This is a genomic window from Stenotrophomonas sp. 78350_Sma (genome assembly GCF_056482105.1).
Genome location: NZ_CM151182.1, coordinates 4,651,456 through 4,677,468, shown reverse-complemented (window position 1 = coordinate 4,677,468; position 26,013 = coordinate 4,651,456). Strand labels below are relative to the sequence as shown.

General features: G+C 67.5%; 25 protein-coding genes. 19 read left to right on the top strand and 6 right to left on the bottom strand.

Translation table 11 applies throughout. The features are described from left to right. The first annotated feature begins 10 nt into the window (after positions 1 to 10). The 8 genes from rsmG (at position 11) to ACZK4H_RS21475 (ending at position 7,545) form a co-directional block, all read left to right on the top strand. Positions 11 to 649, top strand: a complete 639-nt coding sequence (gene rsmG / locus ACZK4H_RS21510) for a 16S rRNA (guanine(527)-N(7))-methyltransferase RsmG (RefSeq protein WP_049436024.1) — start codon at positions 11 to 13, stop codon at positions 647 to 649. A 112-nt stretch (positions 650 to 761) separates the two neighbouring features. Next, entirely contained in the window at positions 762 to 1,559 is a 798-nt protein-coding gene (locus tag ACZK4H_RS21505) for a ParA family protein (RefSeq protein ID WP_032128472.1), read from the top strand. Further along, the gene (locus ACZK4H_RS21500) at positions 1,559 to 2,482 is read left to right on the top strand and encodes a ParB/RepB/Spo0J family partition protein (protein WP_008267278.1); all 924 of its coding nucleotides are present in this window, start codon (positions 1,559 to 1,561) and stop codon (positions 2,480 to 2,482) included. Before ACZK4H_RS21505 ends, ACZK4H_RS21500 begins: the two co-directional genes overlap by 1 nt. Before the next feature lie 126 nt (positions 2,483 to 2,608). Then, entirely contained in the window at positions 2,609 to 3,340 is a 732-nt protein-coding gene (locus tag ACZK4H_RS21495; protein WP_099551798.1) for a suppressor of fused domain protein, read from the top strand. Between the two features lie 51 nt (positions 3,341 to 3,391). Continuing rightward, positions 3,392 to 4,357: an NAD-dependent epimerase/dehydratase family protein gene (locus tag ACZK4H_RS21490; protein ID WP_099551797.1), complete on the top strand. Its 966-nt coding sequence runs from the start codon at positions 3,392 to 3,394 to the stop codon at positions 4,355 to 4,357. 89 nt (positions 4,358 to 4,446) lie between these two features. Further along, positions 4,447 to 5,169, top strand: coding sequence for a glycosyltransferase family 2 protein (locus ACZK4H_RS21485; protein WP_099551796.1), 723 nt, complete (start codon positions 4,447 to 4,449; stop codon positions 5,167 to 5,169). Beyond that, the gene (locus tag ACZK4H_RS21480; RefSeq protein WP_164145863.1) at positions 5,169 to 5,516 is read left to right on the top strand and encodes a lipid-A-disaccharide synthase N-terminal domain-containing protein; all 348 of its coding nucleotides are present in this window, start codon (positions 5,169 to 5,171) and stop codon (positions 5,514 to 5,516) included. The genes ACZK4H_RS21485 and ACZK4H_RS21480 overlap by 1 nt, the downstream gene beginning before the upstream one ends. Before the next feature lie 256 nt (positions 5,517 to 5,772). Continuing rightward, positions 5,773 to 7,545, top strand: coding sequence for a DUF885 domain-containing protein (locus ACZK4H_RS21475; RefSeq protein ID WP_099551795.1), 1,773 nt, complete (start codon positions 5,773 to 5,775; stop codon positions 7,543 to 7,545). A 133-nt stretch (positions 7,546 to 7,678) separates the two neighbouring features. On the opposite strand, the gene ACZK4H_RS21470 is transcribed toward ACZK4H_RS21475, so the two are convergent. The 5 genes from ACZK4H_RS21470 to ACZK4H_RS21450 form a co-directional block, all read right to left on the bottom strand. Next, positions 7,679 to 10,888: an efflux RND transporter permease subunit gene (locus ACZK4H_RS21470; RefSeq protein ID WP_099551794.1), complete on the bottom strand. Its 3,210-nt coding sequence runs from the start codon at positions 10,886 to 10,888 to the stop codon at positions 7,679 to 7,681. A 10-nt stretch (positions 10,889 to 10,898) separates the two neighbouring features. After that, complete coding sequence (locus ACZK4H_RS21465; protein WP_099551793.1) at positions 10,899 to 12,104, bottom strand: efflux RND transporter periplasmic adaptor subunit; 1,206 nt, start codon at positions 12,102 to 12,104, stop codon at positions 10,899 to 10,901. Beyond that, complete coding sequence (locus tag ACZK4H_RS21460) at positions 12,101 to 13,354, bottom strand: TolC family protein (protein ID WP_099551792.1); 1,254 nt, start codon at positions 13,352 to 13,354, stop codon at positions 12,101 to 12,103. Before ACZK4H_RS21460 ends, ACZK4H_RS21465 begins: the two co-directional genes overlap by 4 nt. Before the next feature lie 56 nt (positions 13,355 to 13,410). Then, positions 13,411 to 13,746 carry a hypothetical protein gene (locus ACZK4H_RS21455; protein WP_006402574.1) on the bottom strand — a complete coding sequence of 112 codons (336 nt, stop codon included), beginning with the start codon at positions 13,744 to 13,746 and terminating at the stop codon, positions 13,411 to 13,413. Positions 13,747 to 14,054: 308 nt separating this feature from the next. Next, positions 14,055 to 14,444 carry a RidA family protein gene (locus ACZK4H_RS21450; RefSeq protein WP_057500905.1) on the bottom strand — a complete coding sequence of 130 codons (390 nt, stop codon included), beginning with the start codon at positions 14,442 to 14,444 and terminating at the stop codon, positions 14,055 to 14,057. Between the two features lie 108 nt (positions 14,445 to 14,552). Between ACZK4H_RS21450 and ACZK4H_RS21445 the strand changes: the two genes are divergently transcribed. From ACZK4H_RS21445 to ACZK4H_RS21405, 9 genes are all read left to right on the top strand, one after another. Further along, entirely contained in the window at positions 14,553 to 15,446 is an 894-nt protein-coding gene (locus tag ACZK4H_RS21445; RefSeq protein WP_099551791.1) for a LysR family transcriptional regulator, read from the top strand. A gap of 55 nt (positions 15,447 to 15,501) precedes the next feature. After that, positions 15,502 to 16,011, top strand: a complete 510-nt coding sequence (gene dnaQ / locus ACZK4H_RS21440) for a DNA polymerase III subunit epsilon (protein ID WP_099551790.1) — start codon at positions 15,502 to 15,504, stop codon at positions 16,009 to 16,011. Positions 16,012 to 16,332: 321 nt separating this feature from the next. After that, positions 16,333 to 16,569 (top strand): 50S ribosomal protein L28, encoded by a 237-nt coding sequence (rpmB, locus tag ACZK4H_RS21435; protein WP_005411638.1) that lies wholly within the window; start codon positions 16,333 to 16,335, stop codon positions 16,567 to 16,569. Between the two features lie 10 nt (positions 16,570 to 16,579). Continuing rightward, positions 16,580 to 16,747, top strand: coding sequence for a 50S ribosomal protein L33 (gene rpmG, locus ACZK4H_RS21430; protein WP_169411268.1), 168 nt, complete (start codon positions 16,580 to 16,582; stop codon positions 16,745 to 16,747). Between the two features lie 246 nt (positions 16,748 to 16,993). Beyond that, positions 16,994 to 18,412 carry a cardiolipin synthase gene (cls, locus tag ACZK4H_RS21425; protein ID WP_099551789.1) on the top strand — a complete coding sequence of 473 codons (1,419 nt, stop codon included), beginning with the start codon at positions 16,994 to 16,996 and terminating at the stop codon, positions 18,410 to 18,412. A 45-nt stretch (positions 18,413 to 18,457) separates the two neighbouring features. Then, complete coding sequence (locus ACZK4H_RS21420) at positions 18,458 to 19,879, top strand: FAD/NAD(P)-binding protein (protein WP_099551788.1); 1,422 nt, start codon at positions 18,458 to 18,460, stop codon at positions 19,877 to 19,879. Positions 19,880 to 19,888: 9 nt separating this feature from the next. Next, positions 19,889 to 22,081 carry a DNA helicase II gene (gene uvrD / locus ACZK4H_RS21415; protein WP_099551787.1) on the top strand — a complete coding sequence of 731 codons (2,193 nt, stop codon included), beginning with the start codon at positions 19,889 to 19,891 and terminating at the stop codon, positions 22,079 to 22,081. Positions 22,082 to 22,147: 66 nt separating this feature from the next. After that, a complete protein-coding gene (locus ACZK4H_RS21410) occupies positions 22,148 to 22,474 on the top strand; it encodes a low molecular weight protein tyrosine phosphatase family protein (protein ID WP_099551786.1) in 327 nt (108 codons plus the stop codon). Positions 22,475 to 22,558: 84 nt separating this feature from the next. Next, a complete protein-coding gene (locus ACZK4H_RS21405; protein WP_099551785.1) occupies positions 22,559 to 23,113 on the top strand; it encodes a hypothetical protein in 555 nt (184 codons plus the stop codon). An 86-nt stretch (positions 23,114 to 23,199) separates the two neighbouring features. Here the strand turns inward: ACZK4H_RS21405 and ACZK4H_RS21400 are convergent, their stop codons facing one another. After that, positions 23,200 to 23,346, bottom strand: coding sequence for a hypothetical protein (locus ACZK4H_RS21400; protein ID WP_197577830.1), 147 nt, complete (start codon positions 23,344 to 23,346; stop codon positions 23,200 to 23,202). 183 nt (positions 23,347 to 23,529) lie between these two features. On the opposite strand from ACZK4H_RS21400, the gene ACZK4H_RS21395 reads away from it, so the two are divergent. Together ACZK4H_RS21395 and ACZK4H_RS21390 are read left to right on the top strand one after the other, a co-directional pair. After that, complete coding sequence (locus tag ACZK4H_RS21395; protein WP_005411629.1) at positions 23,530 to 23,976, top strand: universal stress protein; 447 nt, start codon at positions 23,530 to 23,532, stop codon at positions 23,974 to 23,976. A gap of 370 nt (positions 23,977 to 24,346) precedes the next feature. Beyond that, positions 24,347 to 26,005 carry a ShlB/FhaC/HecB family hemolysin secretion/activation protein gene (locus ACZK4H_RS21390; protein ID WP_428843482.1) on the top strand — a complete coding sequence of 553 codons (1,659 nt, stop codon included), beginning with the start codon at positions 24,347 to 24,349 and terminating at the stop codon, positions 26,003 to 26,005. Positions 26,006 to 26,013 lie beyond the last annotated feature (8 nt).

The following is a 26,013-nucleotide window of genomic DNA, read 5'->3' as shown; positions in this document are numbered from 1 at the left end:
TAATGTCGGCATGAGCGAACACCCACTTCCCGCCAGCGTGGCTGCCACGCTGGAACAGGGCCTGGCCAGCATGGGCCTGGACGCCGCGCTGGCGCCGCCGCTGCTGCGCTACCTGGCCCTGCTGCACCGCTGGAACGGCACCTACAACCTCACCGCCATCCGCGATCCGCAGGAGATGGTCACCCGCCACCTGCTCGACTCGCTGGCGATGCAGCCGTTCGTGGCCGATGGCAGCCTGGCCGACCTCGGCACCGGCCCCGGGTTGCCTGGCATCCCGCTGGCGATCGCCTGCCCAGGCCTGCAGGTCACCCTGGTCGAGAGCAACGGCAAGAAGGCGCGCTTCATGCGCGAGGCCGTGCGCCAGCTCGGCCTGGACAATGCCCGCGTGGCCGAATCGCGCGCCGAGGCGCTGGACGAGGCCGGCCGCTACGACCAGCTGACCGCGCGCGCGATGGACACCCTGGCCGGCATCGTCCGCGTCGGCGGCCACCTGCTGCGCCCTGGCGGCGTGCTGCTGGCCATGAAGGGCGTCTACCCGCATGAGGAGATCGCGGACCTGCCGGCTGGCTGGCAGGTGCGTGAGGTGACCCCGTTGAGCGTGCCCGGCCTGGCCGGCGAACGCCATCTGGTCACCGTTACAGGCCCCTGATTCCCGCCGCCAGCCCTTTGTGGAACAACGGGTTGGCGATCCACGATTTCCGCAAGGGGCCGGTTGTACGCATAATGACCGGTCCCAGCACACGTCGACGAGGCACACCCGCATGGCCCGCATCATCGCCATCGCCAACCAGAAGGGTGGCGTCGGCAAGACCACGACCGCCGTCAACCTGGCCGCTTCCCTGGCCAACGCACCCAAGCGCGTGCTGTTGGTCGACCTGGATTCGCAGGGCAACGCGACCATGGGCAGTGGCGTGGACAAGCGTGAGCTGGTCTCCTCCACCTACGATCTGCTGCTGGGCGAGTCCAGCGCCGCCGATGTGCGCGTGCAGACCGCCGAAGGCTACGACCTGCTGCCAGGCAACATCGACCTGACCGCCGCCGAGATCCAGCTGATGGCGCAGAGCGAGCGCGAGCAGCGCCTGAAGCGCGCGCTGGCACCGATCCGCGACGAGTACGACTACATCCTGATCGACTGCCCGCCGGCGCTGTCGCTGCTGACGCTCAACGCGCTGGCCGCCGCCGATTCGGTGATCGTGCCGATGCAGTGCGAGTACTACGCGCTGGAAGGCCTGAGCGCGCTGGTGGAAACCATCGAAGCGCTGCGTGCCAACCTCAACCCGGCGCTGGAGATCGAAGGCGTGCTGCGCACCATGTTCGATGTGCGCAACAACCTGGCCAACGCGGTCTCGGCCGAGCTCACCGAGCACTTCGGCGACCGCGTGTTCCGCACCATCGTGCCGCGCAACGTGCGCCTGGCCGAGGCGCCGAGCCATGGCCAGAGCATCGTCGGCTACGACCGCGCTTCGCGCGGTGGCGTGGCCTACCTGGGCCTGGCCGGCGAGATCATCCGCCGCAACAACGAACGCAACAAGGCCGCCAAGGCCGTGGAGACCGTCTGATGACCAGCAGCAAGCCGGCAGCCAAGAAGCGAGGCCTCGGCCGTGGCCTGGATGCGCTGCTGGGTCCCAAGGGGGCGGTCAGCCAGGTGCAGGCCACCACCGCGGTGATCGAGCCGCTGCCGGGTGAAGTGCTGCGCAAGCTGGCCGTGGGCCAGCTGCAGCCGGGCAAGTACCAGCCGCGCCGCGAGATGGACGAGGGCAAGCTGTCCGAGCTGGCCGACTCGATCAAGTCGCAGGGCGTGATCCAGCCGATCCTGGTGCGCCAGCTGCCGGCGGGCAACTACGAAATCGTCGCCGGTGAGCGCCGCTGGCGCGCATCGCAGCTGGCCGGCCTGGACGAAGTGCCGGTGGTGGTGCGCGAGCTGGAAGACCGCACCGTCATCGCGATGGCGCTGATCGAGAACATCCAGCGCGAAGACCTCAACCCGCTGGAAGAAGCCGAGGCGCTGCAGCGCCTGATCAGCGAATTCACCCTGACCCATGCCGAGGCCGCCGAGGCCGTCGGCCGCTCGCGCGCGGCGGTGTCCAACCTGCTGCGCCTGCTGGAGCTGCCGGTGGCCATCCGCCTGCTGCTGGAAACCCGCCGCCTGGAAATGGGCCACGCCCGTGCGCTGCTGACCCTGGCCCCCGAGCTGGCCGGCAAGCTGGCGCAGGAAGCGGCCGATGAAGGCTGGTCGGTGCGCGAGGTCGAGCGCCGTGCGCAGGCCTTCGCCGCCGGCAAGGTACCCAGCAACCGCCCGGTGGCCACGCCGAAGGTGCAGCAGGCCGACATCGCCTCGCTGGAAACCGAGCTGTCCGAAGCGCTGGGTGCCAAGGTGGCGATCAACCATGGCCGCGGCGGCAAGGGCAAGCTGATCATCCATTACACCGACCTGGATACCCTGGACGGCGTGCTGGAAAAACTGCGTACGCGCCAGGGCTGAGCCCGGCGCAGCGCCAGGGGATGCGGCCTGTTCCTGCCGCGTCCTGCAGATGACAGGGAACGCACCGCCGCGCGCGCCGGGGGATGCACTGCTCTCCGGTCCGTGGCCTCATCCAGGGAGCAGGACATGAGCAACACATTCGACGACGTCAGCCCGGGCGGCAGCCCGATCATGGTGCACAGCCGCCAGAAGGACTTCACCCCGCCGCAGGGCGAAGAACACATCGAGGCGATCGGCGCGCACATAGAGCGCCATCTGGGTCCGGTGTCCGGTGTCTTCCACGAGATCATCTCCGACCTGGTGCACATCGACGTGCACGTGGTGCCGGCCAATGACCAGTTCCCGTACCTGCGCCTGGTCACCTCCGGCATGAGCGACCTGCCGATGACCGTGCCCGCCGAGGTGGACGCGGACGTGCCGCGCTACATGGAGCTGATGGTGACCCTGCCGGCCGACTGGCCGATGTCCCAGGATGCCTTCGAGGACGAACGCAACTACTGGCCGGTGCGCCTGCTGAAGGGCATGGCGCGGCTGCCGCACGAGTACGACACCTGGCTGGGTTTCGGCCACACCATTCCCAACGGCCATCCCAGCGAGCCCTACGCGCCGGGCGTGGGCTTCGACGGTGCCATCGTGCTGCCGCCGGTGACTACCCCGGAGGACTTCGCCACGCTGGAACTGGACGACGGCAAGCTCATCAGCTTCATGAGCCTGGTTCCGCTGTATCCGGAAGAGATGGACCTGAAGCTGAAGAAGGGTGCCGAGGCGCTGCTCGACCGCTTCGATGCGAAGAAGATCCAGGATGTGATCGAACCCGGCCGCACCAATGTGGCCAAGAAGCGTTTCGGGCTGTTCTGAGCCCGCAGCGTATCCTCTGCACCTGTACTCATTGATTTCCAGGCAACTGCAATGACCATCCTGCTCACCGGCGCTGCCGGCTTCATTGGTGCCTACACCGCCCGCGCGCTGCTGGAGGCGGGCCAGCCGGTGGTCGGCCTGGACAACTTCAACGACTACTACGACCCGCAGATCAAGCGCGACCGCGTGGCCGCACTGTGCCCGACCCTGGACCTGCGCACCCTGGACCTGACCGACCAGCAGGGTCTGGCCGCGCTGTTCGACGAAGTGCAGCCGACCGCGGTGATCCACCTGGCCGCGCAGGCCGGCGTGCGCTATTCGCTGGAGAACCCGCAGGCCTACGTCGACAGCAACCTGGTCGGCTTCGTCAACATGCTGGAGCTGTGTCGCCATCGTGGCGTGCAGCACCTGGTGTATGCCTCCAGCAGCTCGGTCTACGGTGATTCGGCCACGCCGCCGTTCTCCGAGGACCAGCGCGTGGACCAGCCGCGCTCGCTGTACGCGGCGACCAAGGCGGCCAACGAGCTGATGGCCTACACCTACGCGCAGCTGTACGGCCTGCATGCCACCGGCCTGCGCTTCTTCACCGTGTATGGCCCGTGGGGCCGGCCGGACATGGCACCGCTGCTGTTCTCGCGCGCGGTGCTGGCCGGGCGGCCGATCGACGTGTTCAACGAAGGCCGCATGCAGCGCGATTTCACACATGTCTCCGACATCGTGTCGGGTATTCTCGGCGCGCTCGCGCATCCGGCCGATGGTCCGGTACCGCACCGGGTGTTCAACCTCGGCAACCATACGCCGGTCGAGCTGGAGCGCTTCATCAGCGTGATCGAGCAGGCCGCCGGCCGCCCGGCGCAGAAGGTCTACAAGCCGATGCAGCCGGGCGACATGGTGCGCACGATGGCCGATACCCGGCGCGCCCATGACGCATTCGGCTTCGACGCGGTGACCCCGATCGAAGAAGGGTTGCCCCCTGTCGTGCAGTGGTGCCGCGAGTATTTTAGCGACCGCGCCTGAGGACGGACCCTCACACAGCCGGATTCATCTTCGGATAACCTCGGCTTCGGAGAATGCGCGGTCTTTGTCCCCCTTTGGCCGAGTGCCTTATGAGCCAACCCGAGCTTTCCGTTGTCGTCCCGGTGTTCAACGAGCGCGACAATGTTGCCCCGCTGGTCGCCGAAATCACCGCTGCACTGCGCGGCCGGCTGCCGTTCGAGATCGTCTACATCGACGACCACTCGCGCGATGACACCCTGGCGGTGCTGCAGGGCCTGAAGGCGACCACGCCGGAACTGCGGGTGCTGCACCACGTGAACCAGAGCGGGCAGAGCACCGCGGTGCGCACCGGCGTCAAGCACGCACGTGCGCCGTGGATCGCGACCCTGGATGGCGACGGGCAGAATGATCCGGCCGACATTCCCAAGCTGCTGGCCGCGCGCGATGCGGCCGAGGCGCAGGTCAAGCTGTTCGCCGGCTGGCGGGTCAACCGCCAGGACAGCGGCAGCAAGCGCTGGGCCAGCAAGTGGGCCAATGCCATCCGTGCACGCATGCTGCGCGATGACACGCCCGATACCGGCTGCGGCATCAAGCTGTTCGAGCGCAGCGCGTTCCTCGACCTGCCGTACTTCGACCACATGCACCGCTACCTGCCGGCGCTGATGCAGCGTGCCGGCTGGAAGACCACCAGCGTGCCGGTCAACCACCGCCACCGCACCGCCGGCGTGTCCAAGTACAACAACCTGGGCCGGGCACTGGTCGGCATCCGTGACCTGCGCGGCGTGGCCTGGCTGATCACCCGCAGCAAGCGCACCACGGTGGAAGAACGGTGATGGGCCTGGAACTGCACTGGCTGGACCAGCCGCTGACCTGGCTGTACTGGACCGGCCTGCATGTGACCGGCTGGAAGTTGATCGGCTACACCGGCGCGCTGATGTTCGGTGGCCGCTGGCTGGTCCAGTTCGTCGCCTCCAAGCGTGCCGGCAAGCCGGTCATCCCGCGCCTGTTCTGGTACATGAGCGTGGTCGGCAGCCTGATGACGCTGAGCTACTTCCTGTTCTCGGCCAAGCAGGACTCGGTGGGCGTGCTGCAGAACCTGTTCCCGGCGTTCACCGCGCTGTACAGCCTGCAGCTGGACATCAAGCACCGGGGCTGGAAGCGGGAAAAGGCGAGCCACTGAGGCCTGCGGGGCCCATCCTGTAGGTGCCGACCTTGGTCGGCACAGGTGTATCCGGGCCCGGCGCATCCACGCATGGCGTGGATCTACTGCGTGCCTGGTAGCTGCCAACCTTGGTTGGCACACGGGGAAATCCAGCGCCAACCAAGGTTGGCCGCTACCGGGGCCCCGGTCTGCTGCGCAGGCAGGACCTTCGTCCCATGCCACGGGCCGTGGGCGGTGCCATCATCGGGGCCTGCCTTCCCGGGAACCTGTGCTCGTGAAAACCCGTCTCGCCGTTGCCCTGCTGATCGCCCTGTCCGCCCCTGCCGTGGCCTTGGCCGCGCCGCCCGCCACCGCCGCACCGGCCAGCGTGGCCACCGAATCGCCCGCCGATGCCGCCTTCCGCACGCTGTACGAGAAGGAGTGGAAGTGGCGCCAGCAAGGCGGCGGTGAGGCCAGTGAGGACGAGGACGCCCCGGCCAATGCCACCCGCATGCCCGACGTCGGCCCGGCCGCGCAGCAGGCGCGCCTGAAGGTCTGGGACGAGACCCTGGCTGCACTGAAGAAGATCGACCCGAAGACGCTCTCGCCCGACAACCAGGTCAACTACGCGATCTACCGCGACCAGGTGTTCAACCTGGCTGAAGAGACGCGTCTGCGCGGTTACGAGATGCCGTTCAACGCCGACTCCTCGTTCTGGTCCAACCTGTCCTTCATGGCCCGGCGCGAGATGAAGACCGTGCAGGACTACCAGAACTACATCGCGCGCTTGAACGATGTGCCGCGCTACTTCGGGCAGCAGACCGAGAACATGCGCGCCGGCCTGAAGCGTGGCTTCAGCGTGCCGCGTGCCGTGCTCGATGGCCGCGAGGTCTCCATCGCTACCGTCGCCGAGCTGATGGATCCCACCGAGTCGCCGCTGTACGCGCCGTTCAAGAAACTGCCCAACAGCATTCCGGCCGCCGAACAGGCCAAGCTGCAGGCACAGGCGCGTGAAGCGATCAGCGGCAAGGTGGTGCCGGCGTTCCAGCAGCTGCGCACCTTCTTCGTCAACGAGTACGTGCCGCAGGCGCGTACCACCCTGGCCGCCGAAGCGATGCCAAATGGCAAGGCGTACTACAAGCAGCAGATCCACGAATACACCACGCTGGACCTGTCGCCGGACGAGATCCACCGCATCGGCCTGGATGAAGTCGCACGCATCCAGAAGGAAATGAACGACATCATCAAGCAGGTGAAGTTCAAGGGCAGCTTCGCCGAGTTCCTGACCTTCCTGCGTACCGATCCGCAGTTCTACGCCAAGACGCCGGAAGAGCTGCTGTCGCGTGCCGCGTGGATCTCCAAGCGCGCCGATGGCCAGCTTGGCAAGTACATGACGCTGCCGCGCGCGCGCTTCACCATCGTGCCGGTGCCGCCGGATATCGCGCCGTTCTGGACCGCCGGCCGTGGCGGCATGGGCACCTACTGGCTCAACACCTACAACCTGCCGTCGCGCCCGCTGTACAACCTGCCGGCGCTGACCCTGCATGAATCCGATCCGGGCCACGCGCTGCAGGGCGCCATTGCCGCCGAGCAGAAGAACCTGCCCGAGTTCCGCCGCAACGCCTACATCTCCGCCTATGGCGAAGGCTGGGCGCTGTACTGCGAGAAGCTGGGCGTGGAGATGGGCATCTACGAAACCCCCTACGAGGATTTCGGCCGCCTGACCTACGAGATGTGGCGCGCCACGCGCCTGGTGATCGACACCGGCGTGCACAGCAAGGGCTGGACCCGTGAGCAGGCGCTGGCCTACCTGCGAGACCACACCGCGCTGAGCGAGCATGAAGTGACCACCGAAGTGGACCGCTACATTTCCTGGCCGGGCCAGGCGCTGAGCTACAAGCTGGGCGAGATCGCCATCGTGCGCCTGCGTGCGCAGGCCGAGAAGGAGCTGGGCGACAAGTTCGACATCAAGGGCTTCCACGACACCCTGCTCAAGCAGGGCTCGGTGCCGCTGCCGGTGCTGGAACAGCAGATCCAGGCCTACATCGCCGAACGCAAGAAGGCCTGACCGCTACCGGGTAGTGCCGGCCGCTGGCCGGCCACCTGCACGCACCGCGATCGTTCGACATTGCCGGCCAGCGGCCGGCACTACCTCGGACCGGGAAACGGGGTCGGATCACAGGATCCGACCCCGTGGTCTTTCAGCCCACCGCCCGCGGCTTGGCCACTCGCGCGGCAAACGTCGGCAGCACCAGCAGGGTCAGCACGGTCGCGGTGATCAAGCCACCGATCACCACCGTCGCCAACGGCTTCTGCACTTCCGCACCGGAACCGCTGGCGATCGCCATCGGAATGAAGCCGACGATCGCCACCAGCGCCGTGGTCAGCACCGCGCGGATGCGGCTGGAGGCACCGTTGATCGCTGCCTGCAGCGGCAGGTCACCGGCGTCCAGGCGTTCGCGGATCGCCTGCATCAGCACCAGGCCGTTCAAGGTGGCCACGCCGGAGACGGCGATGAAGCCGACCGCCGCTGACACCGAGAACGGCATGCCACGCAGCAGCAGCGCGAGGATGCCGCCGACCAGCGCCAGCGGCACGCAGCTGAACACCAGAATGGCTTCCTTGCCGCTGCGCAGGGCCATGAACAGCAGGCTGCCGATCAGCAGGAACACCACCGGCACCACCGTCGCCAGCCGCTTCTCCGCGCGCTGCAGGTTCTCGAACTGGCCACCCCAGGTCAGGTAGGCACCCGGCGGCAGCGCCACGTCGGCCACCGCTGCCTGTGCCTCGCCGACGAAGCCACCCAGGTCACGCCCACGCACGTTGGCCTGCACCACCACGCGGCGGCTGCCGTTGTTGCGGCTGATCTGGTTCGGCCCTTCGCTCACGGTAATGCGCGCCACCGACGACAGCGGAATCACCAGCCCCGACGGCGTGGCGATCGGCAGTGAGGCCAGCTGGTCCGGATCGTTGCGCGAGGCATCGTCCAGCCGCACCACCACGTTGAAGCGTCGATCACCTTCGAAGATCTTGCCCGCTGCGGTACCGCCGATGCCGGTGGACAGTGCATCACTCACGTCCGCGGCGGTCAGCCCGTACTGCGCCGCCGCCACGTGGTCGATCGCCACGTTCAGCGTGGGCAGGCCGGAGATCTGTTCCACCCGCACGTCGGCCGCGCCGTTCACCGCACGCAGCTTCAGCGCCACCTGGTCGGCCACCTTCTGCAGCTGGCTGAAGTCATCGCCGAAGATCATCACCGCCAGGTCGGTACGCACGCCGGAAATCAGTTCGTTGAAGCGCAGTTCGATCGGCTGGCTGAACTCGAAGCTGTTGCCCAGCTGCTGCCCGGCCAGTTTTTCGAAGCGCGCCACCAGCGCCTCCTTGTCCAGCTTCGGATCAGGCCAGTCCTTGCGCGGCTTCAGCACGATCACGCTGTCGGAGATGTTGGTCGGCATCGGATCGATCGCCGCCTCGGCGGTACCGGTACGCGAGAACACTGTCTCTACTTCAGGCTGTTTGGCGATCGCTTTTTCCAGCGCCAGCTGCATCGCCAATGACTGCTCCAGCGAGGTCGACGGCACGCGCAGGGCCTGCATCGCCACGTTGCCTTCGTCCAGGGTCGGCATGAACTCGCGGCCCAGCAGCGAGAACGAGCCGATGCCCACCACCACCATCATCACCGCACCGGCCAGCACCGTGCGCGGATGTGCCACGGCCTTGCGCACCACCGGCTCGATGCGCGCGCGCAGCACGCGGATCAACTTCGTTTCGTGCTCGCCATCATCCGCATGGGCATCGCCGTCCTTCACCTTGGGCTCGCGCACCAGCAGCGCGGCCATCGCCGGCACGAAGGTGAAGGAGAAGATGAAGGCACCGACCAGGGCCAGCATGAAGGTGGCCGCCATCGGGTGGAACGTCTTGCCCTCCACGCCTTCCAGGGTGAGGATCGGCGCGAACACCAGCAGGATGATCAGTTGGCCGAACGCCGCCGGCCTCGCCATCTTCAGCGCCGAATCGGCGGCTACACGCAGGCGTTCCATCGCGGTCAGCGCACGGCCCAGTTCGGCGCGGCGCTGGCCCAGCATCAGCAGCGTCGACTCAACCACGATCACCGCACCGTCCACCAGGATGCCGAAGTCCAGCGCACCCAGGCTCATCAGGTTGCCGCTGATGCCGAAGCGGTTCATGCCGATTACTGCGAACAGGAACGACAGCGGAATCACCAGCGCGGTGATCGTCGCTGCGCGCAGGTTGCCCAGCAGCAGGAACAGCACCACCACCACCAGCAGCGCGCCCTCGGTGAGGTTCTTGGCCACGGTCTTGATGGTGGAATTGACCAGTACGCTGCGGTCCAGCACCGGTGCCGCCACGATGTCGGCCGGCAGCGACTTGTTCACCTGTTCAAGGCGCGCCGCGGCAGCCTGCGCCACGGTGCGGCTGTTGCCACCGGCAATCATCAGCGCGGTGCCGAGCACGGCTTCGTGACCGTTGCGGCTGGCCGCGCCCAGGCGCGGCGCGCGGCTCAGTTCCACCGTGGCCACATCGGCCACGCGCACCACCACGCCATTGCGGGTGGCCACCGGAGCCTGTGCCAGGTCATCGGTGGTCAGCGCCAGGCCGTCTGCACGTACCACCAGGCCTTCGCCGGCACGCTGCACGAAACCGGCACCGGCCTGTACGTTGGAACGCTGCAGGGCAGTGACCAGGTCGGCCAGGCCGAGGCCATGCGCGGCCAGCCTGGCGCTGTCCGGATGCACGCCGTATTCCTTGACGTAGCCGCCGACCGTATCGACGCCGGCCAGCCCCGGGCTGGAACGCATCTGCGGCGCGATGATCCAGTCCTGCACGGTGCGCAGGTAGGTCGCACGTTCTTCGGGTGTCCGCAGCAGGTTGCCTTCCGGCGTGCGGTAGACCTCGCCGGCCTGCCAGCCGGCTTCACCGGGCTTGGCCAGCTTGGCTGGATCGAACGCGGTGAAGTCCACCGTCCACATCAGCACTTCGCCGAGACCGGTGGTGACCGGCGACAGCATCGGCGATGCGCCATCGGGCAGGTCTTCCGATGCCTCGCGCATGCGTTCGGCCACCTGCTGGCGGGCGAAGTAGATGTCGGTGGCATCGGTGAAGATCGCGGTCACCTGCGAGAAGCCATTGCGCGACAGCGAACGCGTGGTGGTCAGGCCGGGAATGCCGGCCAGCGCGGTTTCCAGCGGGTAGGTCACCTGCCGCTCGATCTGCTCCGGTGTCAGCGCCGGTGCCACCGTGTTGATCTGCACCTGGCGGTTGGTGATGTCCGGCACCGCGTCGATCGGCAGCTTGCCCAGCTGGAACAGGCCCACCGCGGCGATCAGCGCCGCCATGAACACCACCAGCCAGCGGTGGCGCACCGCTGTTTCAATGATCAGCTTGAACATGGTCGCCTCCTCAGTGGCCGTGCTCGGCTTCGCCCTTGGCCAGTTCGGCCTTGAGCAGGAAGGCGTTGCTGCCAACGATGCGCTCGCTGCCGCTCAGGCCACCGAGGATCTCGATGCGATCACCGGCACGACGGCCAGCCAGCACCGGCTGCACCTTGAAGCCGCCTTCGACGGCCACGAACACCGCACTGCTGCCATCGACGTTCTGCACCGCATCGGCCGGGACGCTGAGCGAGCCGTCCTGGCCTTCGGTGACCACCACGGCCGATACCGGCGAACCTGCCGGTGGCAACGAGGCGTCCACCGGCGTGGCGCGGATCACCGCGACGCCGCCCTGCTGGCGGACATCGGCGGCCGAACCGGTGACGGTGGCGGTGAAGCTGCCACCCGGTACGCTCACTTCCAGCTTCATGCCCGGCGTGACCTGCGCGGCCAGCGCCGGCGGTGCGGTGAACACCAGCTCATTCATCGTCGGGTCGGCGACGTCGGCCACCGCGCTGCCGGCGGCGACCACGCCGCCCGGGGTGACCTGCACGTTGCCGACGATGCCGGCCACCGGGCTGGTGATGCGCACGCGGCCGCTGGCATCGGGCGCACCGTTGGCGGCGGCCTGGGCCTGAGCGGCAGCGGCCTGGGCCTGTGCTGCCAGCGAACGTGCACGCGAGGCTTCCATTTCCTGGCGGGCGACCACGCCCTGGTCGACCAGGGCCTTGTCGCGGCCATAGGCCAGGCGCGCGGCTTCGGCCTCGGCCGATGCGGCCAGCGCGTTGGCACGGAACACCGCGGCTTCGCCGCTGACCACGATGGCCAGTGCCTGGTTCTGCTTCACCGCCGTGCCCGGCGCGACCAGCACGCGCTCGACGCGGCCGGTCACGGTCGAAGCCACCGAGGCGCGAGCGCCCACCGACGGTTCGACCCGGCCGGCGAGGCGGGTTGAACCGCCACCGCCGCGACCGATCGCGACCACCTCGATACCGGAGGCCTTGATCTGCTCTGGCGTCAGCTGCACCACGCCTTCGTCGGCGTCAGCCGGCGACTTCGCGGTTTCTGCCTTGGCTTCCTTGCTGTCGGCGGCGTGGCCATGGCCATCGTCGGCGCCCGCCTTGGCCGCGGCGGGGTCGTCATTTGCAGGTGTCTGCGCGTTGCCAGCGCAGCCGGCCAGGAACACGGTCAGCAGGAGGCCGCCGATCAGGGGGAAGGAACGGGAGAGAGTCATGGGGCCTCCACAAAAGGTGCGCGCCCTTCCAGGCGGGCAAGATCGATTTCCGCGCCGACGCGCGACAGGCGCGCATCCACGGCGGTGCCACGGGCGGCGATGAGGGCGCTGCGCGTGCTGCGCAGTTCCAGCTGCGAGATGCGCCCGGCGTCGAAGCCAACGCGTGCGAGGCGATAGGCTTCTTCGGCGGCGACCACACTTTCATCGGCGGCACGGGTACGGCTGCTGGCCGCCTTCAGCCCGGCCACGGCTGACAGGCGTGCGGCCTCACTGTCGCGGCGCTGCTGGTCCAGGCGTGCCTCGGCCGCGCGCTGGTCGGCATTGGCGGCGCGGATGCCGCCACGGTTGCGGTCGAACAGCGGGATGCTGAGGCTGACCCCGAGGTTGTAGGCACGCTCGCCGCCTTCGCGGAAGCGGGTCTGCGCGGCGGTGACACTGAGATCAGGCAGGGCGCGCTTGCGCTCCACGTCGACCAGCTTGCCCGCCGCATCGGCCTCTGCTTCGGCGATGCGCACCGCCAGTGCGGTATCGGTGGCACCGCGCGGCAGCGGTGGCGCGCGGTCGAGCAGGCTGTCGTTGATCGATTGCACCGGCGCATCCAGCAGCGCGGCACCGGCCAGGCGGGCCAGCGCGGCATCACGGAAGGCCTGCGCCTCATCCAGTGAAGCACTGGCGTTGGCCACCTCGCTCTGTGCCTGCACCGCGCGCAGCTGCGGTTCGCGGCCCTGCTTGACCATGGCGTTGACGGCGTTGGCGTCATCGCGGGTCAGTGACAGTGCTTCTTCGGCCAGCGTGTAACGGCGCAGTGCACTTTCCGCCTGTGCATAGACCACCGCCAGCTGGCTGGCCACGTCACTGCGGCTCTGCGCGCCACGCAGGTTGGCGGCCTGGGCCTCGGCGCGGGCGGCGCGGACGCGCGCGCCACGCTGGCCCCAGACCTCCAGCGGCTGGGACAGGGTGAGCACGGTATCGGCCTTGCCCATGCCGCCATAGGAGCCGGTGCCCCAGGCGTTTTCGGCGGAGTAGGAAAGGGAAGGGTTGGGCAACGCACGGGCCTGGTCGGCGCGCGCATCGGCGGCCTCGGCCAGCGCCGTACCCACACGGGTGCCGGGCAGCTGGTCCAGGCGTTCAAGCAGGGTGTCGTAGGAGGGGGCGGCTTGTGCCGACGCCTGCATTGCCGGGGCCAGGCCCAGCAACACGGCGACGACCAGCCCGGCCGCGCGCGGCGACCGAGGTGTCAGGATCGACATAGGGGGATTCCGGTTGTGAGTGAAACGGGAGCCCGCGATTGCGGGACGCGCTCAACTCACGCCCGGGGGGGACGCGTCAATTCATCCTGGGCGACCGCATAGGTCGCCACGTCGCCGGCATTCATCCAGCGCGCCGGCAGCGGCGTACCGAAGGCGGCGAAATCATTCGCTGGCAGGCTCAGCGTGGAGTGATGGCAGTGGTTATGCGTGCAGGCACCCGTGTGCTTGCTGTCGCTGTCGCCGCCTGCATCGTCCGCAAGGGACTCGACATGGGCGCTGCTGGCATGCGGTTCCACCGCACACACCAGTGCGTCGGCCACCGGCACGACCACGAATGCCGCCATCAGCAGCATCATCAGGTACGTACGCAGTTGGCGGGTGATCCGGCGCATGGAAGGGAGGCTAGCAAGCGGTTTTCGCCGGATACAATATCAATGGTCACCTCGGGAATTCGTCGGAACCTCCCGTTCAGGTGGGTGGCCTGGGGGCCTCCTGTCCCGGTAGGGGCCGACCTCCTGCCCTGGTGGGTGCCGACCTTGGTCGGCACGCCTTTCGGCCCGTGGGGTGGGACACCGGGATGCGCTTCTGTAGCCCACGCTCGGCTGCTTTCGCGCGACCAGCCGTCCCGGTAGGTGTCGACCTTGGTCGACACGCTTTTCGACCCCACCACGCTGCCGGCCAGCGGCCGGCACTACCCGTGTCACGGCAGCTTCGCGATCACCTTGATCTCGAACTGGAACCCGTACAGCCAGGTCACGCCGATACCGGTCAGGGTCGGGTGCGGCGCCTCGCCCCAGTACTCGGGCACGATCGCCCAGGCCTTCTCGAAGTTCGTTTCCGGGTCGACCAGGAACACGGTCACGTCGACCACGTCATCGAACGTGCAGCCGGCGGCGGCAAGCACCGCATTGAGATTCTCGAAGGCGCGGCGCACCTGCGCCTCGAAGTCCGGCTCGGGCGAGCCGTCCTCGCGGCTGCCGACCTGGCCGGAGACGAACAGGAAGCCATTGGATCGGATCGCCGGCGAGTAGCGGTTGCGCTCGTACAGGGCCTGTCGGCCGGCGGGGAAAACGACATCACGCTGTGACATGGGGAAGATCCCGTGGGAGAGAACACCATCCTCCCTGCCAGCGCTGTCTGGATAAACCGCGATGATCGGCCTAGATTGGTTGCTAATCCCAAACAATCACGGCCGGCCATGGACCGTTTCGAGGCGATGCGGGCGTTTGCCCGGGTGGTGGAAACGGGCAGCTTCACCCGCGCCGCGCACACCCTGCAGGTCAGCCGCACCACGGTTACGCAGCTGGTGCAGCAGCTGGAGGCGCACCTGCGGTTGCGCCTGCTCAACCGCACCACCCGGCGGGTCAGCGTCACCGCCGATGGCGCGGCCTATTACCCGCGCATCGCCCGCCTGCTGGCCGAGCTGGACGAGGTAGAGGGCGGGCTGGGCGATGCGGCCGCCCAGCCGCGCGGACGCCTGCGCGTGGATGTGCCCGGGCCGTATGCGCGGTTGCGGCTGGTACCGGCGCTGCCGGATTTCCAGGCGCGTTACCCGGAGATCCAGCTGGATATCGGCGTCAGCGACCGCGAGGTCGATGTCATCGCCGACAACGTCGATTGCGTGATCCGCGGTGGCACCCCGGCCGACCCGGCGCTGGTGGCACGGCCGTTGGCTGCGCTGCAGATTGGTTTCCACGCCAGCCCGGCGTACGTGCAACGTTTCGGCGTGCCGTCCGACCCGCGCGCGCTGGAAGGGCCGGACCACCACATGGTCGGCTTCCTCAGCCCGCGTAGCGGCCGTGCCCGAGTGTTCAATGCGAAGCGCGGCGATGAGCGCATCGAGGTGCAGGGCCGCTATACAGTCGGCTTCGACGACGGCAACGCGTATCTGGCGGCTGCGCTGGCGGGGCTCGGCGTGGTCGCGCTGCCCAGCTATATGGCCGAGCCGCACGTGGCGCGCGGCGAGCTGATGCCGGTGTTGCAGGACTGGCAGCTGCCGCCAATGCCGATGCACGTGATGTTTCCGCCGAACCGGCACATGAGCCAGCGGCTGCGGGTGTTCATCGATTGGGTGGTGGAGGTGTTGGGGTGACACGCACCGGGCGTGCGAAAATCACCACAACACGCAACAGGAAACAGCCTCACGCATGAGTCGCATCGTCGCACTGGATACCGAAACCACCGGCATCTCCCACCGCCTGGGCCATCGCGTGATCGAAATCGGTGCCGTCGAACTGGTCGATGGTCAGCTCACCGGCCGCCAGTTCCACACCTACCTGCAGCCGCAGCGCAAGGTCGATTGGGGCGCGCAGCGGGTACATGGCATCAGCGACGCGATGCTGGTGGGCAAGCCACTGTTTTCCAGCAAGGCCGCCGAACTGCTCGACTTCCTGCGCGGCAGCGAGATGATCGCGCACAACGCCACCTTCGATGTGGGTTTCCTCGACAATGAGCTGCGCCTGGCCGGCATCCCCGTCACGCTGGCCCAGCATTGCCGCATCACCTGCAGCCTGAAGCTGGCGCGCGGGCGCTGGCCGGGCCAGGGCAACAAGCTGGATGATGTGCTGCAGCGCCTGCGCATTCCCGGCACCCGGGGACTGCACGGTGCGCTGAAGGATGCCCATCTGCTGGCCCAGGTGATCCCGCACCTGCGCTGAGCCGGGTCGGTCATTGTTGTAGAGCCGAGCCCATGCTCGGCTCAGGCGTTCCGGGACGCAGCAGCCGAGCATAGCTCGGCTCTACAGGGGGCGGCCGTCGCGTTCAGCCCCAGCCTGTGGGTAACTTGCGCAAGTGCTTGAACACGTGCATAATGCGCGGCTCGCTGTGTCCGGTTTTCTACCGGGCGGCGCCCCCGGGAGCACGTCCCCGGCCGCCCAACGCCAGCGTAACCCTTTGATTCTCTTGACGTGTGGTGGGCAACCATCGAGGCCGCCGTCTCCCGGGCTACGGGCTGACAACTACTACTATCGAGGTGCGCAATGTCCCGCGTATGCCAGGTTTCCGGCAAGCGAGTGCAGACGGGTAACAACGTCTCGCACGCCAACAACAAGACCCGTCGTCGTTTCCTGCCGAATCTGCACGAGCGCCGTTTCTGGGTGGCCAGCGAAAACCGCTGGGTCAAGCTTCGTGTTTCCGCGCATGCACTGCGCACCATCGACAAGAACGGCATTGATTCCGTTCTGGCTGAGCTGCGTGCGCGCGGCGAAAAGGTCTGAGGAGTAAAGCATCATGGCAGGCAAGCGCGATAAGGTCCGTATGATTTCCTCGGCCGGTACCGGCCACTTCTACACGACCGACAAGAACAAGAAGAACACCCCGGGGAAGATGGAATTCCTGAAGTACGATCCGGTCGTGCGCAAGCACGTCCTGTACAAGGAAGGCAAGATCAAGTAATCCGCAAGGATTGCTGGTCCCCGCGAAGAAACCCGCCCTTGTGGCGGGTTTTTTCATGCCCGGCATTCCAGGGCGGCTGCCGGCTGCTCCGCCATTGCCGTGGTGGGTGCTGACCGTTGGTCGGCACGCTGTCCGCCCGGTACGTATCGACCTTGGTCGACACGCTGGTTCAAGGCAGTCGAGCGCGGCTCGACTCTACACACCCCGCTGGGCAGAATGGCCCATCACCTCCCGACGGGCGACACGATGCTGTTCGAGTGGTTGCTGGGTTCCTACCTGCTGCTGATCGACTGGCTGATCCGGCTGGTCGCGCTGTGCTGGATCCCCACCCGCACCACGCCGGGTGCGGCGCGCAGCTGGCTGCTGCTGGTCGGCTTCGTGCCCCTGCTGGGCCTGCCGCTGTACCTGCTGTTCGGCCACCCGTGGCTGTCGCGCGAGCGTATTCGCCGCCAGGCCGAGGCCTCGCAGGTCATCCGCGAGGAACAGGCGCTGCAGCATCGCCTGCGCTGGACCCCGCAGCCGGACACCGCCAGCGCCGAGATCGTGCCGCTGGTGCAGCGCCAGGGCGACTTCATGCCGGTGCACGGCAACGCGGTGGACCTGCTGACCGACTACGACGAATCGCTGCACACGCTGATCGCCGACATCGACCAGGCCGAAGACCGCGTGCATCTGCTGTACTACCTGATGTTCGACGACGCGGTGGGCGAGGCGGTGGTCGAGGCGCTGCAGCGTGCAGCGGCGCGTGGCGTGCAATGCCGCGTGCTGCTCGATGCGGTGGGTGCCAAGCGCGGCCTGCGCGCCTATCGCAAGCGCCTGGAAGCGCGCGACATCGAAGTGCGCGCGATGCTGCCCGGCGGCCTGCGCTGGCGCCGCAGCGGGCGCATGGACCTGCGCAACCACCGCAAGATCGCGGTGATCGACAACGAAGTGGCCTACGTCGGTTCGCAGAACCTGGCGGGCCCGCAGTTCGTGCCCGGCCACCCGAACCGAGAGCTGGTGGCGCGCGTGCGCGGCCCGGCGGTGGCGCATCTGGAAGCGGTGTTCGCCAGCGACTGGTACATGGAAACCGGCCAGCGCCTGGACGTGATCGCCGATGTGCCCGAGTGCAGCGACGACATCGCCACCCAGCTGCTGCCCAGCGGCCCGGCCTATCCCTATAGCAACGCACGTGATGCGGTGGCGGCGCTGATCCACCTGGCGCGGCGCCGGCTGGTGTTGGTCACCCCGTACTTCGTGCCTGACGAAGCCACGCTCAGCGCGCTGCGCATCGCGGCGTTGTCCGGCGTGGAAGTGCAGCTGATCCTGTCGGCCAGCAACAACCAGCGGCTGACCTCGTGGGCACAGGAGGCCTACTACGACGAGCTGCTGCGCTGTGGCGTGCGCATCGCGCTGTACGAGCCGCAGTTCCTGCACGCCAAGCACATGAGCGTGGATGAGGACATCGCTGTGCTCGGCTCGATCAACATGGATATCCGCTCGTTCGCACTGAATGCCGAAATCGGCCTGATCTGCTACGACCGCGCGCTGGTGCAGCAGCTGTGCGCGATCGAGGATGGCTACCTGCGCGAGTCGCGGCAGCTGGATCTGCAGCAGTGGCGCAGCCGCCCCACGTGGCGGCGCAGCCGCGAGGGCATCGCACGGCTGGCCGACGCGTTGATGTAAGGCAATGCCGGCCGCCCATTTCGGCAATCCGGCCTGTCATCGCCGATGGCCTACAATCGGCACATGACTGATTCACCGCGTAATGGCGAACTGGACCTGGCAATCATCGGTGGTGGTGCGGCCGGGGTGCTGGTGGCGATCCAGGTATTGCGCCAGGCGAAGGCGCCGCTGGCGCTGGCCATTTTCGAACCGGCCTCGCAGCTGGCCCAGGGCATCGCCTATGCCACGCCGTGGCCGGAGCATCTGCTGAACGTGCCGGCGGCGAAGATGAGTGCGTTTGCCGACCAGCCTGGCGATTTCCTCGACTACCTGATGGCCGCCGACGCCTACCCGGGCGAGGCGCGCGAGGTGCTGGGCGAGCGTTACGTGTGCCGCCACTACTTTGCGGCTTATCTGCAGCAGCGCCTGCAGGAGGCCGCCGCCGCCAGCCCGGCGCAGCTGCAGGTGATCGCACAGCCGGTGCTGGGCCTGCAGCCGGACGACCACGGCTACCAGCTGGCACTCGGCGATGGCCACACGCTGCACGCCGCGCAGGCGGTGCTGGCCACTGGCAACAGCATGCGCCCGCTGCCGGTGGCCGGCGCCGATGCGCTGCCCGCCGATGACGTGATCGAGGCCTGGGACTACGACGGTGTGCGCACCCTTGCCGGCGAACAGGCCGTGGCCATCGTCGGCTCCGGCCTGAGCATGGCCGACACCGTGCTGGCGCTGGTTGCCGCCGGCCACACCGGCCCGCTGCATGTGATCTCGCGCCACGGCCTGCTGCCGCTGCCGCACGCACATGGGGGCCTACCCACGTTCGACCCGGCCACGCTGCTGCCGATGAACCTGCGTCAGCGCCTGCGCGCGTTGCGCGGGTTCGCTCGCCAGGCACAGGCCGACGGCCTGCCATGGCAGGGCGTGATGGACCGCATCCGCCCGCACGGGCAGGCGCTGTGGTGCAGCCTCGATGAGGCCGACCAGCGCCGCTTCCTGCGCCATGCGGTGCGCTACTGGGATGTGCATCGCCACCGCATCGCCGAAGAGGTGGATGTTCAGCTGCAGGCGTTGATCGACAGCGGCCAGCTGCGCGTCCACCGCGCCCGCCTGCAACGCACCTGGCGTGATGGCGATGCCGTGCAGTTGTCCGGCCGGGATGCCTCGGGCGAGGAACAGCAGTGGATGATCGGCGGCGTGATCAACGCCACCGGCGTCGAAACCCGCGCCAGTGCGCTGCGCAATCCGTTGCTGCAACAGCTGCAGGCCGATGGGCTGGCGCGCCCCGGCCCGCATGGGCTGGGCCTGGACAGCTCGGTGCCGGGCGATCGCCTGTGTGCCTCCGGTGGCCAGCCGCAGGCACGGCTGGGCGTGCTGGGCAGCCTGCGCATCGGCAGCCTGTGGGAAAGCCTGGCGGTGCCTGAACTGCGTCAGCAGGCGCACGCACTGGCCACCCAGGTGGTCGCAGGAGCCGCGACGGCGATGCCGTAAAATGGGGGCATGGATGTCTCCCACCTGCTTGATGGCCTGAACCCGGCCCAGCGCGAAGCCGTCTCCGCTCCCCCCGGCCACCACCTGGTGCTGGCCGGTGCCGGTTCCGGCAAGACCCGCGTACTTACCCACCGCATTGCCTGGCTGCATGAAGTCGATGGCGTGCCGACCCACGGCATTTTCGCGGTGACCTTCACCAACAAGGCGGCCGGCGAGATGCGCCACCGCATCGACGCACAGCTGCCCAATGGCAGCCGTGGCATGTGGATCGGTACCTTCCACGGCCTGGCCAACCGCCTGCTGCGCCTGCACTGGCAGGACGCGAAGCTGCCCGAAGGCTTCCAGGTGATGGACTCGGACGATCAACTGCGGCTGGTCAAGCGCGTGGTGCAGGCGCTGGAACTGGACGACGGCAAATACCCGGCCAAGCAGATCGCGTGGTGGATCAACGCGCAGAAGGACGAAGGCCGCCGCCCGCAGCACATCCAGCCCGAACCGCACGACGCGTGGCTGGAAACCATGCGCCAGGCCTACATCGAGTACCAGGCGCGCTGCGACCGCGCCGGCCTGGTCGACTTCGCCGAACTGCTGCTGCGCGCGCACGAACTGCTGCGTGACAACCCGGCCCTGCTGGCGCACTACCGCGCGCGCTTCCGCGAAATCCTGGTGGACGAGTTCCAGGACACCAATGCCATCCAGTACGCCTTCGTGCGCGTGCTGGCCGGCGATTCCGGCCACGTGTTCGTGGTTGGCGACGATGACCAGGCCATCTACGGTTGGCGCGGTGCCAAGGTCGAGAACGTGCAGGGCTTCCTGCGCGACTTCCCGGGCGCGCAGACCATCCGCCTGGAACAGAACTACCGCTCCACCGCCAACATCCTCGGTGCCGCCAATGCGGTGATCGCGCACAACCCGGATCGCATCGGCAAGCAGCTGTGGACCGACAGCGGCGACGGCGAGCCGATCGACCTGTACGCCGCGTACAACGAGATGGACGAGGCGCGCTACATCGTCGAGCGTGCCCGCCAATGGGTGCGCGATGGTGGCAGCTACACCGAAGTGGCCGTGCTCTACCGCAGCAACGCGCAGTCGCGCGCGCTGGAAGAAGCGCTGCTGAGCGAACAGGTGCCGTACCGCGTGTACGGTGGCATGCGCTTCTTCGAGCGTGCCGAAATCAAGGACGCACTGGCCTACCTGCGCCTGCTGTCCAACCGCAACGATGACGCCGCCTTCGAGCGCGCGGTCAACACGCCCACCCGTGGCATCGGCGACCGCACGCTGGACGAAGTGCGCCGCGAGGCACGCGCGCAGGGCATCTCGCTGTGGGAAGCGACCATGCTGGTCACCCAGGGCAGCGCGCTGGCCGCACGTGCGCGCAATGCACTGGCCGGCTTCCTGGTGCTGGTCAACGAGCTGCAGGCGCAGACCCTGCACATGACCCTGGCCGAGCGCGTGGACCACGTGCTGGCGCGCTCGCAGCTGCGCGAGCACTGGAGCAAGGAAAGCCGCAACGCGCTGGATTCGGAATCGCGTACCGACAACCTCGACGAACTGGTCTCGGTGGCATCGCGCTTCGTGCGCCGCGCCGACGACATCGAGGAAGTGGGCGAGGACATGGACGAGCTGGTCGCATTCCTGGCCTACGCCGCGCTGGAGGCCGGCGAGGGCCAGGCGCAGGCGGGCGAGGACGGCGTGCAGCTGATGACCCTGCACTCGGCCAAGGGCCTGGAGTTTCCGCTGGTGTTCCTGGCCGGCCTGGAAGAAGGCCTGTTCCCCAGTGCGCGCTCGCTGGAGGAAAGCGGGCGGCTTGAAGAAGAGCGCCGCCTGGCCTACGTCGGCATCACCCGCGCGCGCCAGAAGCTGGTGCTGAGCTATGCCGAGTCGCGCCGCATCCACGGCCAGGACAACTACAGCCTGCCGTCGCGCTTCCTGCGCGAAATCCCGCGCGAACTGCTGCACGAAGTGCGCCCGAAGGTGCAGGTCTCGCGGCCGGCATCGCTGGGCAGCAGCCGGGTGATGGGCCATGCCTCCATCGAGGCACCGCCGCTGAAGCTGGGCGCGCTGGTCACCCATCCCAAGTTCGGCGAAGGCATGGTGACCGACTACGAAGGCAGCGGCGCCCATGCCCGCGTGCAGGTCGAGTTCGCCGACGCCGGCAGCAAGTGGCTGGTGATGGCGTACGCCAACCTGACGGTGATCTGATCACCGTTCAGGGGTCGGATCCCTTTTCCGTTGGAAAAGGGATCCGACCCCGATTAGGCTGCGCTCATGACCCGCAACGTGCTCTTCCTCTGCAGTCAGAACCGCCTGCGCAGCCCGACGGCCGAGCAGGTGTTCGCCGAGTGGCCGGGCATCGAAACCGCATCGGCCGGGTTGCTGGCCGACGCGGATGAAGTGCTCAGCCCGGAGCTGCTGCAGTGGGCGGACCTGGTGTTCGTGATGGAGAAGGCGCACCGCAACCGGTTATCCAGCCGCTACAAGGCATGGCTGAACGGCAAGCGGGTGATCTGCCTGGATATCCCCGATGACTACGACTACATGGACCCGGTGCTGGTGGAGCTGCTGAAGCGCAAGGTCACGCCATTCCTGCGTTGACAGGCTGTTGTAGAGCCGAGGGCAGCGGCTCCTGCCGCTACCTTCGACTCTACAATGGGGCCTGACTTCTTCCAGGAACGCCCCATGACCGAACCCACGCTGCACGTCACCGTGAAGTTGAACGCCCGGCTGCAGCCGGAGCATCGCCACGAACTGTTCGAGGATCCGCTCGACGCATTGATGCAGGCCGCCGAGATCGGCGAGATCGTCGGCGGCGGTACCGCGATCTCCGATCTGGGCGAGGTCGAATACGGCGATATCGAAGTGGCGCTGGTCGATGCCGATGGCGTGCCGAAGCTGATCGACCTGCTGGAACAGCTGGGTGCGCCGAAGGGTTCGCAGTTGCAGGGGGCGGGCGAGGCCGACCGCAGCTTCGGCGTCACCGAGGGCCTGGGCATCTACCTGGATGGCCTGACCCTGCCGGACGAAGTCTACGAGCAGTGCGATTCCAACCACGTGTTCGAGCAGCTGTCCGAGAACATCGACGGCCTGGGCGAGATCTGCAGCTGGTGGCAGGGCCCGACCGAAACCGCGCTGTACATGTATGGCGAATCGTTCGAGGCGATGCGCGATGCGATCGCCGGGTTCGTGGCCAGTTATCCGCTGTGCCAGAACGCACGCGTGGTGCAGATCGCCTGAGCGACATTGTTGTAGAGCCGAGCCCATGCTCGGCTGCTTTTCCCGCCAGAAGCAGCCGAGCATGGGCTCGGCTCTACAGGAGCAGGTTATCGGCCGGCTGACTGCCGGGCGTTGTCGCGCTGGGCAAGATCCTTGCCCAGGTAATAGCCGCCGCAGAGCAGGACGAAGGTGGCGGCGAGGCTCCACAGGATGATCCTGAGGGGGCTTCGTGGTGTTGGCTTGCTGTCCTGCATCAACGTTCTCCCGGGGCGGCCCGATACCGCTTGGTCAGCATGCGCCGCGGTCAGTGGGTACGCAAGCCGACGGTGCGCACACGCCGCTGCGCGGCGCCGGATTGATCCTGCTCAAGGCGCGGCCTGCACATCCGGTGTGCAATGGTGTCGTTCCCATCTGGCAGATCGCTACGGAGCCCCACCATGTACAAGCGCATCCTGATTGCCACCGACGGGTCCGAGCTGGCCGACAAGGGCCTGGCCAAGGGCCTGGAGCTGGCCAAGGACCTCAATGCCGAGGTTGATATCGTGACCGTTTCCGAGCCGTGGGCCGTCGGCATGTACGACGCCATGGGCTGGAGCGTGGGCTACATGAACAGCCCGGAGTACAAGGCAGACCGCGAGGAAGGCGCGCAGAAGGTCCTTCAGCCCGCGCTGGCCAAGGCCGCCGAGCAGGGCATTACCGCCAATCCGGTGCATGTGCTGGACCGCTATGCGGCCGATGGCATCATCGAGACGGCGGGCGAGCGCAACAGCGACCTGATCGTGATGACCTCGCATGGCCGCCGTGGCGTGACCCGCGTGCTGCTGGGCAGCCAGACCGCGGAAGTGCTGGCGCGCAGCACCCTGCCGGTGCTGGTCATCCGCTGATCCACACCCACTGATTCAAGCGTTCCCGGGGAGGGGACCCGACGCCGGCCGCAGGATGCGCGCCGGCGTCATCTTTTGTGGGCCCTGAGCGGCGCACATGCATTCAGATCGATCCATGTGCCGAAGCCATCGGCCATGCACAGATACGTCCGACGAACGGTTACGAACGGCACGCGTGGCCGTTCATTCTTTGTGGCATCCTCCGCGCGGGGTTGTTGAGGTGCACGCATGTCTGGGCAGTGGGCGAATCGCCTGCTGGATGCCAGCGCGTCCTGCTGCGCCTGTCTCTTTCATGCGCTCCGCCCGGGGACTGGCGGGTGCTGTCCATTGTCTTGGACATCCGTCGTCATTGGAGGACACATTCGTGCCATTGAATCGATCGTCGTTCGCACTGCTGCTGTCTGCGGCCCTGCCAGTAGTCGCTGCCGCGCAGCAGGCCGATGCGCCATCCACGGTTGACCTGCCCGGCATGGCCGCGCGCACCGGCAGCCAAACCCTGCAGGTACGCGGTTTCCGCGCCAGTGACGTCGGGGACCATCCGCAACGTGGTATCACGCCTGCACAGGTACAGGCAGTGCTGGATGCCTACTTCGCCAGTCTGGCGCACGGCGCGGACGTGATCTCGCTGGACTTCGCCCAGTTGCAGGGGGCGGCGGATGCAGTGACGGCGGCCTATCGCAAGGCAGGCTTCCTGGTCAGCGTTGCCTATCTGCCTCCGCAGAAACTCGATGCCGAAGGACGCATCGAAGTGCGCGTGCTGGAAGGTCGCATCGGCAAGGTGGTGGTGCAAGGGAACCAGCGCTATCGCACGCATGTGCTCAGCAACGTCGCCGAGCGCCTGCGCGGGCACCCGCTGCGCCAGGCCGACATCGACAGCGCGTTGCTGTATGCACGTGACCTGCCCGGTGTATCCGTGTCCTCGGTGCTGCAGCCTGGCGAGAACGTAGGGGAAACCGATCTTGTACTGGTCGCACGCGAAAGCGGCCGGCCGTACGAAATCAGTACGAGCGTGGACAACCACGGCACCGAGCTGACCGGTCGCGGGCGCGCCCAGTTGGGCGTCACCTGGAACAGTCCGCTGGGACTGGGCGATGTATTTGCGGCCAGTGGCACGTATGCGTTCGATCCGCAGGCCAGTCGCGCTGGCGCGCTGTCCTACAGCGTGCCGTTGCAGGTGGTGCAGGGGCTGTCGGTGCTGGCCGGTGCCAACCGCAGTGAACTGGAGGTGGACGACGGCATCCTGCGTGGCTTCAAGCTCAAGGGCCCCGCCTCGCAGGCCTATGCCGGTGCCGACTGGAAGTTCATCAACCGTCCCGACCTGCAGATGACCAGCTCGATGCGCTACATCCGCGAGAGCTCACGCTTTGAAGCGCTGGGCCTGGTGCTGTCCAAACAGAAGTACGACGTGGCCGAAGTGGGCGCGAGCCTGCGCCACAACGATGCGCGCCTGCATGGCATCAACCTGGCGCAGTTGAGCGTGCGCCAGTCGCTGCATGATCGCTCGGCCGACTTCGATGCGATCAACCCGACCCGCGACAGCCGCTTCACCGTAGTGCGCCTGGGCCTGCTGCGGCTGCAGTATCTCAGCCGCAGCCAGCGCCTGCTGTTCAAGTTCAATGGCCAGTACAGCAACAACTCGCTGCCGGCGCTGGAGCAGTTCCAGGTGGGTGGCAACGACAGCGTGCGGGGTTATGCGCAGGGCGAGACGCTGGGCGATCGTGGCTGGTACGGAGCGCTGGAGTACCACGTCGATGCGCCGGGTTTCGGCGACGTGGTCTCGCCGTTCCGCGGGGTGCCGTGGCGCGAAGTGCTGGAGCTGGACGTGTTCGCTGACCAGGCGCGCGTGTTCGATATCGATGGTGTGGAGGCACCGGCCGATCTGGCATCGGTGGGCATGGGCGCGACTTTCCGCCTGCGCCAGTGGAAGAACCTCGAACTGCGTGTGGCGGCGGCCAAGCCGACCAGCGCCCTGCGACCGGGTGACGGCCGCGATGTCCGCGTGTATGCGCGGCTTGGCCTGACCTTCTGAGGAGCGAC

Bases quoted from the DNA above. Each gene is read 5' to 3' on its own strand.
- rsmG (WP_049436024.1), top strand. From the start codon at position 11: ATGAGCGAACACCCACTTCCCGCCAGCGTGGCTGCCACGCTGGAACAG.
- ACZK4H_RS21505 (WP_032128472.1), top strand. From the start codon at position 762: ATGGCCCGCATCATCGCCATCGCCAACCAGAAGGGTGGCGTCGGCAAG.
- ACZK4H_RS21500 (WP_008267278.1), top strand. From the start codon at position 1,559: ATGACCAGCAGCAAGCCGGCAGCCAAGAAGCGAGGCCTCGGCCGTGGC.
- ACZK4H_RS21495 (WP_099551798.1), top strand. From the start codon at position 2,609: ATGAGCAACACATTCGACGACGTCAGCCCGGGCGGCAGCCCGATCATG.
- ACZK4H_RS21490 (WP_099551797.1), top strand. From the start codon at position 3,392: ATGACCATCCTGCTCACCGGCGCTGCCGGCTTCATTGGTGCCTACACC.
- ACZK4H_RS21485 (WP_099551796.1), top strand. From the start codon at position 4,447: ATGAGCCAACCCGAGCTTTCCGTTGTCGTCCCGGTGTTCAACGAGCGC.
- ACZK4H_RS21480 (WP_164145863.1), top strand. From the start codon at position 5,169: ATGGGCCTGGAACTGCACTGGCTGGACCAGCCGCTGACCTGGCTGTAC.
- ACZK4H_RS21470 (WP_099551794.1), bottom strand. From the start codon at position 10,888: ATGTTCAAGCTGATCATTGAAACAGCGGTGCGCCACCGCTGGCTGGTG.
- ACZK4H_RS21465 (WP_099551793.1), bottom strand. From the start codon at position 12,104: ATGACTCTCTCCCGTTCCTTCCCCCTGATCGGCGGCCTCCTGCTGACC.
- ACZK4H_RS21460 (WP_099551792.1), bottom strand. From the start codon at position 13,354: ATGTCGATCCTGACACCTCGGTCGCCGCGCGCGGCCGGGCTGGTCGTC.
- ACZK4H_RS21455 (WP_006402574.1), bottom strand. From the start codon at position 13,746: ATGCGCCGGATCACCCGCCAACTGCGTACGTACCTGATGATGCTGCTG.
- ACZK4H_RS21450 (WP_057500905.1), bottom strand. From the start codon at position 14,444: ATGTCACAGCGTGATGTCGTTTTCCCCGCCGGCCGACAGGCCCTGTAC.
- ACZK4H_RS21445 (WP_099551791.1), top strand. From the start codon at position 14,553: ATGGACCGTTTCGAGGCGATGCGGGCGTTTGCCCGGGTGGTGGAAACG.
- dnaQ (WP_099551790.1), top strand. From the start codon at position 15,502: ATGAGTCGCATCGTCGCACTGGATACCGAAACCACCGGCATCTCCCAC.
- rpmB (WP_005411638.1), top strand. From the start codon at position 16,333: ATGTCCCGCGTATGCCAGGTTTCCGGCAAGCGAGTGCAGACGGGTAAC.
- cls (WP_099551789.1), top strand. From the start codon at position 16,994: ATGCTGTTCGAGTGGTTGCTGGGTTCCTACCTGCTGCTGATCGACTGG.
- ACZK4H_RS21420 (WP_099551788.1), top strand. From the start codon at position 18,458: ATGGCCTACAATCGGCACATGACTGATTCACCGCGTAATGGCGAACTG.
- uvrD (WP_099551787.1), top strand. From the start codon at position 19,889: ATGGATGTCTCCCACCTGCTTGATGGCCTGAACCCGGCCCAGCGCGAA.
- ACZK4H_RS21410 (WP_099551786.1), top strand. From the start codon at position 22,148: ATGACCCGCAACGTGCTCTTCCTCTGCAGTCAGAACCGCCTGCGCAGC.
- ACZK4H_RS21405 (WP_099551785.1), top strand. From the start codon at position 22,559: ATGACCGAACCCACGCTGCACGTCACCGTGAAGTTGAACGCCCGGCTG.
- ACZK4H_RS21400 (WP_197577830.1), bottom strand. From the start codon at position 23,346: ATGCAGGACAGCAAGCCAACACCACGAAGCCCCCTCAGGATCATCCTG.
- ACZK4H_RS21395 (WP_005411629.1), top strand. From the start codon at position 23,530: ATGTACAAGCGCATCCTGATTGCCACCGACGGGTCCGAGCTGGCCGAC.